Annotated in this window: 10 protein-coding genes; 1 reads left to right on the top strand and 9 read right to left on the bottom strand. The window is 71.8% G+C overall.

Going from position 1 to position 13182, the window contains the following annotated elements; translation table 11 throughout:
- Positions 1-92: 92 nt before the first annotated feature.
- From ACFYT4_RS12385 to ACFYT4_RS12400, 4 genes are all read right to left on the bottom strand, one after another.
- On the bottom strand, positions 93-929 hold the full coding sequence (locus tag ACFYT4_RS12385) for a GNAT family N-acetyltransferase (protein WP_389267501.1): 837 nt from the start codon (positions 927-929) through the stop codon (positions 93-95).
- A gap of 59 nt (positions 930-988) precedes the next feature.
- Entirely contained in the window at positions 989-1624 is a 636-nt protein-coding gene (locus ACFYT4_RS12390) for a hypothetical protein (protein ID WP_389267502.1), read from the bottom strand.
- Positions 1625-1716: 92 nt separating this feature from the next.
- Positions 1717-2298, bottom strand: coding sequence for a GNAT family N-acetyltransferase (locus ACFYT4_RS12395; protein WP_389267503.1), 582 nt, complete (start codon positions 2296-2298; stop codon positions 1717-1719).
- 26 nt (positions 2299-2324) lie between these two features.
- A complete protein-coding gene (locus ACFYT4_RS12400; RefSeq protein ID WP_389267504.1) occupies positions 2325-4577 on the bottom strand; it encodes an MMPL family transporter in 2253 nt (750 codons plus the stop codon).
- Between the two features lie 394 nt (positions 4578-4971).
- On the opposite strand from ACFYT4_RS12400, the gene ACFYT4_RS12405 reads away from it, so the two are divergent.
- On the top strand, positions 4972-5880 hold the full coding sequence (locus tag ACFYT4_RS12405; RefSeq protein WP_389267544.1) for a hypothetical protein: 909 nt from the start codon (positions 4972-4974) through the stop codon (positions 5878-5880).
- A 642-nt stretch (positions 5881-6522) separates the two neighbouring features.
- Here the strand turns inward: ACFYT4_RS12405 and gatB are convergent.
- The 5 genes from gatB to ACFYT4_RS12430 form a co-directional block, all read right to left on the bottom strand.
- Positions 6523-8034, bottom strand: coding sequence for an Asp-tRNA(Asn)/Glu-tRNA(Gln) amidotransferase subunit GatB (gatB, locus tag ACFYT4_RS12410; RefSeq protein ID WP_389267505.1), 1512 nt, complete (start codon positions 8032-8034; stop codon positions 6523-6525).
- A gap of 17 nt (positions 8035-8051) precedes the next feature.
- Positions 8052-8291, bottom strand: a complete 240-nt coding sequence (locus ACFYT4_RS12415; RefSeq protein ID WP_389267506.1) for a hypothetical protein — start codon at positions 8289-8291, stop codon at positions 8052-8054.
- A gap of 88 nt (positions 8292-8379) precedes the next feature.
- Positions 8380-9873, bottom strand: coding sequence for an Asp-tRNA(Asn)/Glu-tRNA(Gln) amidotransferase subunit GatA (gene gatA, locus ACFYT4_RS12420; protein WP_389267507.1), 1494 nt, complete (start codon positions 9871-9873; stop codon positions 8380-8382).
- Between the two features lie 6 nt (positions 9874-9879).
- Positions 9880-10176: an Asp-tRNA(Asn)/Glu-tRNA(Gln) amidotransferase subunit GatC gene (gatC, locus tag ACFYT4_RS12425; RefSeq protein WP_018845281.1), complete on the bottom strand. Its 297-nt coding sequence runs from the start codon at positions 10174-10176 to the stop codon at positions 9880-9882.
- Positions 10177-10754: 578 nt separating this feature from the next.
- Positions 10755-12932 (bottom strand): putative bifunctional diguanylate cyclase/phosphodiesterase, encoded by a 2178-nt coding sequence (locus ACFYT4_RS12430; protein ID WP_389267508.1) that lies wholly within the window; start codon positions 12930-12932, stop codon positions 10755-10757.
- Between the last annotated feature and the right edge of the window lie 250 nt (positions 12933-13182).

The raw sequence follows: 13182 nt of genomic DNA on the forward strand, positions 1-13182 counted from the left end.
CCTCAGGTCCGCAGCTCCCCCGCCCTAAGGGCCCTGGGGATCCGGATGCGCTCAGGCCCCTGGGTTCACCGAGTTCACCGGCTTCGCCGCGTTCACCGGGGCCTCTGGAGAACCGTCTCCCGGACGACGGCCGTCCGGACGTCCGCCGGACCGCCGTGGGCATCCGGAATGCCGTGGACGTAGGGGGTCGTCGTCGCGAGTGCCCGAAAGCCCAGGCGCTCCAGGATCGGGCGGCTCTCTGCGGACGCGTCGACCTGCAGGAAGCGGCAGCCGCTCGCGGCCGCGATACGGGCCCGGTGGGCGACCAGGGCGCGATAGATCCCGCGTCCGCGCCAGCCGGGGTGTGTGCCGCCTCCCCACAGCGAGGCGAACCCGGTACCGGGGTGCAGATCCATCCGGGCGGCGCACACCGGCACCTCACCGGCCATCGCCACGGTCATGACCCGGGTGTCCCGGCCCAGCTGCCGCAGGAGCTGTTCCCGCATCTGGCCGGCGACCGGGCCGAAGGCCAGCTCGTGCACCCGGGTCATGAGGGCCACGCCCTCGGGGTCGGTGACGTCCGCCAGCCGTACGCCGTCGGGGAGTTCGGGCTCCCGGGGCAGACGGGCGATCTCGGCGATCATCAGCGTCTCGTCGGGCTCCGTGGTGAAACCCGCCGCCAGCAGCCGCGCGCCGAGGTCGGCGGGCCGGTCGTGGGAGTACAGCTTCCACTCGAAGTCCTGCCCGAGGGCCGTGAAGTACGCGACCTGCGCCGCCACCGCGGCGTCGGCGGTGGTCTCGTCCAGGCCGGACCAGAGGATGCCGTTCCAGTCGGCCCCGGTCTGCCGTACGACGTCACCGACCCGTTCGATACGGGTTCCGGGACTGTCGTCGGCGAACTCCCTGCGCAGTCGGCGGTCGAACAGGGCGAGCAGCTCGTCGTGGTCCATCAGCACATTGCAGCACCGGCCCGATGCCGGTACCACCGACTTTTCCGGGCCCGCGGGCGTCAGGAGCCCGCGCTGGGCAGGGACAGCAGGACATCGAAGTACATGCCGAGCGAGACGAGCAGCCCGAGGCCGCCGAAAGCGGTTCCGGCGACGGCGAAGGCCCGCACCCAGCCGGGCTTCCCCGGCCTGGTGAGCACGGCGACCCCGATGAGCAGCGCGATGAAGGCGACGATGCCGTTGACGAAGGCGGTGGTGTGCCAGGCGTCGCCGTAGATCGCGGAGATCTGTTCGGCGGGGCTGCTGCCCTGGGAGGTTTCGAGCTGGCCGATCAGGGTCCGGCGTTCGGCGGCGATCCGTCCGACCCAGGTGCCGCTGAGGCTCACAACGCCGAGTCCGGCGGCGATGACGCCCGCCGCGGCGGACAGCAGCCCGGAGGACGCCCGCGGGGCCGCCGCGTCACCGTCGCTCTCCGGCTCGCCGTCGCTCGCCGACTCGCTGTTCTCCGCCGGCTCGGCGTCCTCGGCGCCGGCGTGCGCGCCGGAGCCACCGGCGTTCCCGGTGGGGCGGGACTCGGCGTCGGCGGCCTCCACGGTCCCGGTGCTTCCGGTTGCCGTCCCGGTGGGCTCGGCGGTCTGCTCCCGCTCCTCGGGCGGGGTCGTCGTTCCCGTGGTCTTCTCGGTGTCTGTGGGGTTCATGCGGCGCACGCTAGGCGGCCTGTCTGAGAGTCCCCTTAACGAGCCCGCCGATCCCCCTCGGCGCGTGCGCGTCCGGAAGGATCCGGCACGGCTCAGGACGCCGCGCGGGCAGCCGCCCGCAGCTTTCGCCACTCGGGGGCGAGCACCGACCAGACCTCCATGTCGTGCCGTACACCGCCGTACGCGTAGGACTCCCGCAGGATCCCGTCCCGCCGCATCCCGAGCCGCTCGGCGACCCGGACGCTGGCGGTGTTCCCGGTGGCGACCACCCATTCGACGCGGTGCATGCCGCGTTCCTCCACCGCCCAGTCGATGATGACCCGGGCCGCGCGGGTGACCAGTCCGCGGCCCACACCGGCGGGTTCCAGCCAGCAGCCGGCCTCGCAGTTGCCCGCGGCGGGGTCGAAGACCCGGAAGAGCACCCCGCCGACCAGGGTCCCCTCCAGCCAGATGCCGTAGATCCGGCCGCTGTCGGCCGCCTGCTTCTCGGCGTACGACTGGAGGAAGGCCCGGGCCGATGCCAGGTCCTTCGCGGCGTCGGCCAGGCCGACGAACCGTCCGATGGACTCCCGCCCCCGGTCGATGTGGGCGAGGTACTCCTCGGCCTGCCAGGGCTCCAGGGGGCGCAGTTCCGCCGCCTCGGCGCCCGCCGGATCCAGGGGTATGGCGAACATCGTCTTGTCTCTCCTCGCTCCACCGGTCACGGCACGAGCCGGCCGTCGCCGCTCGTGTGCTGCTGTTCGGGGATCCTCGCATCCGTCCGGCAGTCGGGGTTCTCGATGCTGATCCGCGGAAGGCGGCGGTCCAGCCAGCGCGGGAGCCACCAGTTCGCGCCGCCGAGCAGATGCATGAGGGCCGGGACGAGAAGCGTCCGCAGGACGAACGCGTCGAGGGCGACGGCGGCGGCCAGCGCGATCCCGAACATGGCGATGACCCGGTCGCCGCTGAGCACGAAGGCGAGGAAGACCGAGATCATGATCACGGCGGCGGAGTTGATCACCCGGCCGGTCTCGGCGAGGCCCACGCGGACGGCCCGGCGGTTGTCGCCGGTCGCCAGCCACTCCTCGTACATCCTGCTGACCAGGAAGACCTGGTAGTCCATCGAGAGCCCGAAGAGCACGGAGACCATGATGACCGGCAGGAACGGCTCGATCGGGCCCGCCCTGCCCAGGCCCAGCAGCTCGCTCCCCCAGCCCCACTGGAAGATCGCGACGACGACCCCGAAGGAGGAGGCGACGGCGGCGATGTTCATCGCGGCGGCCTTCAGGGGGATGCCGATGGACCGGAAGGCGAGCAGCAGGAGCAGACAGCCGAAGGTGATGACGACGCCGACGAAGAGGGGCAGTTTGCCGACGATGATCTCGGCGAAGTCGTCGTAACCCGCGGTCACACCGCCGACGTGGACCTTGAGGGGCGTACCGTCCGCGGCGGTGTCCGTCGCCGCGGGCAGCAGATCGTCACGGAGCCGGTCGACGAGCGCGCTGGTGGCCTTCGACTGGGGCGCCGAGTCGGGTACGACGGTGAGCAGGGCCGTGTCACCGCTGTCGTTGTACGTCACCGGGCCGACCGACGCGATGCCCTCGGCGCCTCTGAGCGCTTCGGGGAGCCGGTCCATGGCGAGCCGGTCGGCGGCGCCGTCGAGCCGGGCGACGAGGGTGAGCGGCCCGTTGACTCCGGGTCCGAAGCCTCCCCCGGAGCCCTCGCCCTGGGCCGGGCCGCCGTGCGCCAGCAGGTCGTACGCCTTGCGGGTGGTGGACGAGGACGGGTTGTTGCCCTGGTCGGAGGTGCCGAGGTGGAGCGAGAGGGCGGGCAGCGCGAGCACGGCCATCACGGCGACGGCGACGGTCCCGAGGAGTTTGGGTCGGCGTTCCACGAACGCGGACCACCGCGCCGCGAAGCCCGTCGGCACCTCGGGCCCGGGTCCGTGCTCGGCCAGCCGCCGCCGCTCGCGTCCGCCGAGCGCCCGCATGCCGATGTACGAGAGCAGCGCGGGCAGCAGGGTCACGGACGCGGCGACCGTGAGGAGGACCGTGAGGCAGGCGGCGATCGCCACACCGTTGAGGAAGCTGAGCCGCAGGATGAGCATCCCGAGGAGCGCGATACAGACGGTGGCCCCGGCGAAGACGACGGCCCGGCCGGTGGTGGCGACGGCGTTCTGGGCCGCTTCGGCGACGCCCAGCCCGGCGCGCAGGCCCTTGCGGTGCCGGGTGACGATGAAGAGGGCGTAGTCGATGCCGACGCCGAGACCGATCAGCATGCCCAGCATGGGGGCGAAGTCGGCGACGGTCATCACATGGCCGAGGAGCACGATTCCCGCGTACGCCGTGCCCACGGACACGACGGCGGTCGCGATCGGGAGCAGGCTCGCGGCGAAGGAGCCGAAGGCGAGGAAGAGGACGACGGCGGCGACGGCCACGCCGACGACCTCGGCCAGATGGCCGGTGGAGGACTCGGTCAGGCCGACGGCCGTGCCGCCCAGCTCGACCTGGACGCCGTCGCTCCGGGCCGCCTCCGCCGCGTGGATCACCGCGGTGACATGCGATTCCGGGATGGCGTCGGCGCCCTGGTCGAAGGTGACGGTGGCGTAGGCGGTGTGGCCGTCGTCGCTGATCTGCGCGGCGCCCTCGGCCGCGTACGGACTGCTGACGGAGGCGACCGAATCGAGCCGCGCGACCTCGTCCAGCATGCCGGACATGCGCTCCTGGACGGGCGTCGCGCGGACGCTGCCCTCCGTGGTGTGCCAGACGATGGTGTTGCTGTCGCCGCTCTGCCCCCGGAAGCCCTCCTCGATGAGGGCGGTGGCGCGGCCGGACTCGGTGCCGGGCACTTCGTAGTCGTTGGAGTACGAGGTTCCGGCGATCCCCGCCGCGACCGCGACGCCCGCAAAGGTGAGCAGCCAGATCAGTAGAGCGACGAGGCGGTGCGTGATGCACCACCGGGCGATGGCTGCCAACGGACGTGCTCCCTGGGTGGTTCGCGGATCTTTGACCGGGAACAGCCCGCAAAGATTCTTGGAACGCGATGATTCTTGGAACGCAAAGAACTCATGGCCTATGGGGACACTGTGGCAGCCAATCGTGATCATTTGCCCCTTTCAAGACCGTTTCGTGGGCTTACTCACAGGCTCACCCGAGGGCGCGCTCCAGACCTCCCCGAATTTGCTCTGAGATTTGCTCCCGGGATTACTCCAGCGGCGGATCACCACCTTGATCATCGGCTTGATCACAGGGGTGCGTCACGGTGAGGTGGCGCGGCGAGCCGGGCGCCCCGGATCTCGCCCGCCGCCGCCGCACGTCCGTGACTGTGGCTCGTCACGAGCCGGTCGATTGTCGGTGGCGGCTGGCACGATGGAGGGCATGGAGACCACGGGGACCAACCTGCCGGCCCTTGACCACGGCCGAGCCGCGGAGTTCGCGCTGATGCTGCACGACGCACCCGAGGCACATCTGGGCCGGGCCCCGGTGCCGGTGCTCGCCTATGAGCCACGTGCCTCGCTCCGCGAGCGCCGCGATGCCTTCCACGGGGTGTACGGGGCGATCGTCGCCCACATCGGGGAGCCGACGATCTACGGCGGCTCCGCGTCCGGGCCCAATGTCCGCTGGCGGGACGCCAGAAGGACCGTCCTGCTCCACGGGACCGCGCACTGGGCCCTGCTCTCGGTGCACGGCACGGACGAGCTGGAGCGGGCGGAGCACCGCAGTTTCGCATGGGGAGGGGGCTGGTCGGCGGTCGAGCCGCACGACTTCGACCTGCTGCCGTACCTGTGGCAGCTGGACCGCGGCGGGCCCGGCGAGCGGCCGGTGGAGCGCACGGGCGGCCGGATGGCCTCCTGCCTCGAACACTTCGAGAGCGCGCTGGAGCTGATGCTCGCCGCCTGGGTCGAGCAGCTCCCTGTGCAGGTCGGACGCGACTGGGCGGGCTTCTGTCTGACCAGCGCCGCCGACCGGGGCCGCCAGCTGCAGGTCTCGTACGCCCTGGGGGACGGCCTGCATGTCTCGGTGGACGACCGCGACGGCGAGGACAGCCCCGAGCGGGCCCGCATGATGCACTCGCGCGGCTGGCACTCCCGGGACCGGGGCTGGTGGCAGGCCGAGTTCCCGGAGCCCGAGCGGGCCGAGACGACGGAGGCGGCCCGGCTGGCACTGGCGGAGCTGCGGGCGCGGGGCACGCGCGAGCCGAAGGAGCTCAGGGCGCGGGACGTCAGCTGTAAGGACCGCGGCGAACTGCTGCTCCCCGGCCTGGGCATACGGCACTAGGGCGTCTCGGAGCCCCGTCGGTCCGGGGTTCCTCCGGGCGGCCGACGCTGCTTCGACGAGACTCCCTGCTGTGGTCGCGTGCCGGCCGCACGGACCTCACGGATCCCGCGGAACCGTCGTCCGTCCGCGGGTACGGCCGTGGGCCGGTCCGGTCCCGTGGCCCCCGGCGAGCGGGAGTCCGGTACGGAGAGACCCCCGGCGGGTTCTGTACGGGGAGCCTGGGCGCAGGAACCCCGGACGGGCGAGGTTCCGTACGAGCGGTGATACGGGCGGGACGGACCGCTCCCGAGCAGCGCGACACACCGGGGACGGCGGGCGCAAGACCCATACGAGCCAGAACGTGCGGACGCCATGAACGGCCGGGCGAATCGGGACAGTCCAGACAAGGCCCCGCACACACCACCGATCGGGGCCCCCGCCCCGCCGACGGGACCGGCGGCAGGGGCCGGACGGCGGAGGCGGCCCGGGACGGCCGGCAGCCCGGAAGCGGCGCGCACAAGGTGCGTACGAGCCAAAGCGGTACGCACCGGGGGCGGGCCGCGACCGGATGGCGCGGGCCCGCCCCACGGGCAGGACGGCCGCCGTCCGCGGCTGGGGCCGCCATGTGTGCACGGAGGCCGTCGCCGGTGGCGGAAGCCGTCGTCAGCCCTCGGACACGCCGAGCTTCTCCAGGATCAGCTCCTTGACCCGTGCCGCGTCCGCCTGGCCGCGGGTGGCCTTCATGACCGCGCCGACCAGCGCGCCCACCGCCGCCACCTTGCCACCGCGGATCTTGTCCGCGACGGCCGCGTTGGAGGCGATGGCCTCGTCGACGGCCGTCCCGAGCGCGCCTTCGTCCGAGACGACCTTCAGGCCGCGCTGGTCGACGACGGCGTCCGGGTCGCCCTCGCCGGCGAGCACGCCCTCGATGACCTGACGGGCGAGCTTGTCGTTCAGGTCGCCCGAGGCGACCAGCGCGGTGACCCTGGCGACCTGCTCCGGCGTGATCGGCAGCTCGTCCAGCGCACGGCCGGACTCGTTGGCGTTACGGGCCAGCTCGCCCATCCACCACTTGCGCGCCTGGTCGGCCGGGGCGCCCGCGTCGGCCGTGGCGACGATCAGGTCGACCGCGCCCGCGTTCAGGATCGACTGCATGTCGTGCTCGGAGACGCCCCACTGCTCGCGGAGGCGGTTGCGGCGGACCCGCGGCAGCTCCGGCAGGGACGCCCGCAGCTCCTCCACCCACTCACGGGACGGCGCGACGGGGACGAGGTCGGGCTCCGGGAAGTACCGGTAGTCCTCAGCCTCCTCCTTCACCCGGCCGGAGGTGGTGGAGCCGTCCTCCTCGTGGAAGTGACGGGTCTCCTGCACGATCGTGCCGCCGGACTCCAGCACGGCCGCGTGCCGCTGGATCTCGTACCGTGCCGCGCGCTCGACCGAACGGAGCGAGTTGACGTTCTTGGTCTCACTGCGTGTGCCGAACCGGTCCGCGTCCTTCCGCATCAGCGACAGGTTCACGTCGCACCGCATCTGGCCCATCTCCATACGGGCCTCGGAGACGCCGAGCGCCTTGATCAGTTCACGCAGCTCGGCGACATACGCCTTGGCGACCTCGGGCGCGCGCTCGCCCGCGCCGGTGATCGGCTTGGTGACGATCTCGATCAGCGGGATGCCGGCGCGGTTGTAGTCGAGCAGGGAGTGGGACGCGCCGTGGATACGGCCGGTGGCACCGCCGACGTGCGTCGACTTGCCCGTGTCCTCCTCCATGTGGGCGCGCTCGATCTCCACACGGAAGGTCTCCCCGTCCTCCAGCTGGACGTCCAGATAGCCGTTGAAGGCGATCGGCTCGTCGTACTGGGAGGTCTGGAAGTTCTTCGGCATGTCCGGATAGAAGTAGTTCTTCCGGGCGAAACGGCACCATTCGGCGATCTCGCAGTTCAGCGCGAGACCGATCTTGACGGCGGACTCCACTCCGATCGCGTTGACGACCGGAAGGGAGCCGGGCAGACCGAGACAGGTCGGGCAGGTCTGCGAGTTGGGCTCGGCGCCCAGCTCGGTGGAACAGCCGCAGAACATCTTGGTCTTCGTACCGAGTTCGACATGGACCTCAAGGCCCATGACGGGGTCGTACCCGGCGAGAGCCGCCTCGTACGACACCAGTTCAGTGACGGTCACGGTGAAAACAATCCCTCTCAGCCGAACAGGACGTCGTCGTCGCCGATGCGCTTCAGCTCGCGCACCAGCAGAGCGACGCCCGTGATGATGGCAGCGGCGGAGATCGCGGCGTCGACGAGCCTGAGCGTGTCGTGCTCGCTGCGGGCCCTCTTCGCCTGCTTCAACACATTGACCGCGCCGAACGCGGTGGTGCCGATCGACAGGTAGGTCCCCGTCTTCGACTTCTTGAAGCCCTTGGCCTTGGTCAGTGCGCTCATGGTGTCCCTCCGTTCGCTTCTCCGCCCGCACGGCGCAGAGGCACGGCGTTCATGGTCGTCTGCGGGCCGGCGGCCGTACGTGCGTCCCTCACAGTGACGGGGCCTCCTCCAGCAGCGCGTGCCCCCACCTTTCCACGAAGGCGGCCTCGACGGCGGCGCCGACCTTGTACAGCCGGTCGTCCTTCATGGCGGGGGCGATGATCTGCAGACCGACCGGAAGGTTGTCCTCCGGGGCCAGACCGCACGGCAGCGACATCGCGGCGTTGCCCGCCAGGTTGGCCGGGATCGTGCACAGATCGGCGAGGTACATCGCCATCGGGTCGTCGGCGCGCTCCCCGATGGGGAACGCGGTCGTCGGCGTCGTCGGCGAGACGATCACATCGACCCGCTCGAACGCCCTGTCGAAGTCCTGCTTGATGAGCGTACGGACCTTCTGGGCGCTGCCGTAGTACGCGTCGTAGTAGCCGGAGCTGAGCGCGTACGTACCGAGCATGATGCGGCGCTTGACCTCGTCGCCGAACCCGGCCTCACGGGTGAGGGCGGTGACGTCCTCCGCGGACCTCGTTCCGTCGTCGCCGACGCGCATGCCGTACCGCATGGCGTCGAAGCGGGCGAGGTTCGAGGAGCACTCGGAGGGCGCGATCAGGTAGTACGCGGAGAGCCCGAGGTCGAAGGACGGGCAGTCCAGCTCGACGATCTCCGCGCCCAGCTCCTTCAGCAGGGTGACGGCCTCGTCGAAGCGCTGGACGACGCCTGCCTGGTAGCCCTCGCCGCGGAACTGCTTGACGACACCGACGCGCATGCCCTCCACGCTGCCGTTGCGGGCGGCCTCGACCACGGACGGGACCGGGGCGTCGATGGAGGTGGAGTCCAGCGGGTCGTGCCCGGCGATGACCTCGTGGAGCAGCGCGGCGTCCAGGACCGTACGGGCACAGGGGCCGCCCTGGTCGAGCGAGGACGAGAACGCCACCATGCCGTAGCGCGAGACCCCGCCGTAGGTGGGCTTCACACCGACCGTACCGGTGACGGCCGCGGGCTGGCGGATCGAGCCGCCGGTGTCCGTGCCGATGGCGAGCGGGGCCTCGTACGAGGCGAGGGCGGCGCTCGACCCGCCACCGGAGCCGCCGGGAATCCGGGTCAGGTCCCAGGGGTTGCCCGTGGGGCCGTACGCACTGTTCTCGGTGGACGACCCCATGGCGAACTCGTCCATGTTCGTCTTGCCGAGAATGACGACGTCCGCTTCCTTGAGCCTGCGCGTCACGGTGGCGTCGTACGGCGGGATCCAGCCCTCAAGGATCTTGGAACCGACGGTCGTCGGGATGCCCTCGGTGGTGAAGATGTCCTTCAGCGCGAGCGGAACGCCCGCGAGAGGGCCCAGCTTCTCACCGGCGGCGCGCTTGGCGTCGACGGCGCGGGCCTGGGCGAGCGCGCCCTCCCGGTCGATGTGCAGGAACGCGTGCACCTTCTCGTCGACCGCGTCGATACGGGCCAGATGCGCCTCGGTGACCTCGACGGCCGTCAGGTCGCCCGTGGCGATCCTCGCGGCGATCTCGGCCGCGGTGAGCTTGATGATGTCCGTCATGACGGTTTAGTCCTCCCCCAGGATCTGCGGCACCTTGAAACGCTGCTGCTCCTGGGCCGGGGCGCCCGAGAGCGCCTGCTCGGGGGTGAGCGACGGGCGGACCTCGTCCGCGCGCATGACGTTCGTCAGCGGCAGCGGGTGGGAAGTCGGGGGCACGTCCTGGTCGGCGACCTCGGCCACGCGGGCGACCGCGCCGATGATGTCGTCGAGCTGACCTGCGAAGTGATCGAGTTCCTCGCCGGACAGTTCCAGGCGTGCCAGCCGGGCGAGGTGGGCGACCTCCTCGCGCGTAATGCCAGGCATGCAGCGATCCTCAGGGGTTAAGTGAATGTGGTTTGGCCCCAATCCTATGGGGCGGGGGCGCATGGTCACGAAACGGCCGGGTGAGCGGGCGGCCCGCCGGAGCGGTGCGTGGCGCCGGGTCCCCGCGGGCGGCGGGCGGTCCCGGGCGCGGAGGGGTCCGGTAGCGGGAGGTCCTGGGGGAACGCGGAGAGGGCCGGTGGCGGGTGGTCCCGGGCGCGGAGGGGTCCGGTAGCGGGTGGTCCCGGAAGCTCGCGGAGGGAGCCGGTAGCGGGAGGTCCCGGGAGGGGTGAGCGTGTTCCGGGGCGCGTACGGCACCTGCGGCACGGGCCCGTTCCCACAGCTCGCGGCGCCGCCCAGGCCGTCCGGGCACGGGGCTCACGCCCTCGGAGGGGTCGGCCGCAGACCACCTGGCCCCACCAGGCCCGTCCGCTCACCGGATCGGGCACCCGGCCACGCGGTCGCCGCGCCCGGACCTGCGGTCTTCGAGGTCTTCGAGCCTTTGCGGGCCCGGCAGGGGCCCGCGCCCGGGTTCAGGTCCCCGCCCCGCGGTCCGGCGGGGCGACGAGGGCCCGCGCAGGTCACGCGTCGCCGGGCGCTCCGTGGATCAGGGGGACCGCCTGGCCCGACGGCTCGCCGGCCTCCGCCTTGGACGGCGCCGCCGCGGGCTCGGCCGGGGACGACTCCCTCTGGCGGTGCCAGCCCCGCTCCCCTCGGGCCCGCAACCACGCCGTCGTCTCCTGCGGCGGCATCGCCGCGGCGACCAGCCAGCCCTGGACCGCGTCACAGCCGAGATCCCGCAGCCGCTCCCAGGTCTCGTCGTCCTCGACGCCCTCCGCCACGACGAGGAGGCCCAGCGAGTGCGCCAGGTCCACCGTGCAGCGGACGATCTCCGCGTCCTGGTTGTCGACGGCGAGCCGGGCGACGAAGGAGCGGTCGATCTTCAGCTCACTGACGGGGAGACGGCGGAGGTGGACGAGCGAGGAGTACCCCGTGCCGAAGTCGTCGAGCGACATCCGAACACCGTGGTCGGTGAGGCCGGCCAGGGTGTCCGCGGCGCGCTGCGGGTCCTCCAGCAGTACGTGTTCGGTTATCTCCAGCTGGAGCGCGCCCGCGGGGACGCCGTGCCGGGCGAGACGCGCGGCGACGGAACCGGCGAATCCGGGGGTGTGGACGTCGCGCGGGGAGACATTGACGGCGACCGGCACGTTCAGCCCCTGCGCGCGCCACTTGGCGACCTGGCCGAGCGCCGTGTCCAGGACGTACTCGGTGAGGTGCGGCATCAGACCGGAGGACTCGGCGATCGCGATGAACTCGTCCGGAGGCACCCTGCCGCGTTCCGGGTGGACCCAGCGGACCAGTGCTTCCAGCCCCGCGACATGGCCGTCGAAACGGACCTTCGGCTGGTAGTGCAGCTCCACATCGCCGGCGTCCAGCGCCCGCCGCAGATCGCCGAGCAGGCCCAGCCGGTCGGGGGTGTTGCTGTCGCGCTTGGACTCGTACACCTCGACGCCCGTGCGGTCGCGCTTGGCCTGGTACATCGCCACATCGGCGCGGCGCAGCAGCCCTTCCGCGTCCAGCGCGTGCTCCGGGAAGACGGCGACTCCGGCGCTGGCCTCCAGCACGAGGGTGAGCCCGTCCAGATCGAGCGGGGAGGACAGTTCGGCCGCGAGCTGCCGGGCGATGCGCTGGGCGCTGGTGATGGAGTCGGCCGTCGGCAGCAGTACGGCGAACTCGTCGCCCCCGAGTCGTGCCGCCTCCGCCCCGCGCGGCAGGGCGTGCCGCAGCCGGTGCGCTATCTGCAACAGCAGCCGGTCGCCCGCGAGATGGCCGAGGGTGTCGTTGACGGAGCGGAACCGGTCGAGGTCGATCAGGACGAGCGCGGCACGGCTGCCGTGGCTCTCCGCCTCCTCCAGTGCCGCCCAGGTCCGCTCCAGCAGCCACTGCCGGTTGGGGAGCCCGGTGAGCGGATCCCGCAACTGCTCCTCGGCCCGAGCCCTGGCGATCCACAGGGTGGAGTCCAGGGCGATCAGCGGTATGGCGAAGAGGGGCAGCGCCAGCGGCAGCGCGACGGCGACGACGCAGATGAGCGGAGCGATGCCGAGGAGGGCGACCGCGACAAGGCCCTGCCGCAGCAGGGCCTTCCGGGCGACGGTGGGCAGTCCACCGCCCTGTGGTGCCAGGACGTACCAGAGGAGCAGACGGGTGACCGCGAGATACGTCATGGCCACGAGGACCACTTCGGGTACGGCCCCGATCCCCCAGTCGAGTGGGGACCAGGGCCGTTCGACGCTGGGCGCCCGCCCGAAGAACGACAGGACGAGGGCCGCGGCTCCGATGCCGAGGATGTCCACGGAGCCGTGCAGCACTCCGTGCCGCCAGCGGTTGCGGCGGGCGGCGCCGACCAGGGTGACCACGGCCAGGCTGACGAGTCCGGCGGGGACCCAGCCGTAGAGCAGGAGGACGGCGATGGTGAGGGCGGCGCCGGAGCCGGTACCGCCCCACCAGCGGTCCCGGCCGAGGGCGACCAGATGGCCGACGATGATCCCGGTGAGCAGGGCGAGGGCCCAGCCCAGCGTGGAGTCCGGGAACAGCGCGCGGCCGTCGCGCACCGTACTCACGACCCCGGTGACGATGACGAGCGCGGCGCCCGCGGCGACGGCGGCGGGCAGTCCCGGCGCCATGCCCGCAAGGCCGCCGGCAAGGGCCGCGAATCCACGCGGCCGTGAGACCGGGGCGGCGCTCTCGGTCGGTTCCATTCCCGTCCCTCTCACAGCCGGCGGTGCCGATGTCTCGCGATGGTTCCCGTTGTCATGCCACCACGACTGAAATCCCACCACGCAGCCGTGCACGACAGGCGCACGTCTCAACAGTAGGCGGCAGGAGGCTTCGACGGGCAGCGCTCTACAGCTCTTGCCCGAATGAGACCCGGCCACCCTTCTCCATCTGCTATGCGCTGAACGGGTGACTGTTACCGGTCGTTCCCGCTGGCCGAAGGACGTCTTGTTC

The organism is Streptomyces sp. NPDC004609, from assembly GCF_042873655.1.
Lineage (GTDB): Bacteria > Actinomycetota > Actinomycetes > Streptomycetales > Streptomycetaceae > Streptomyces.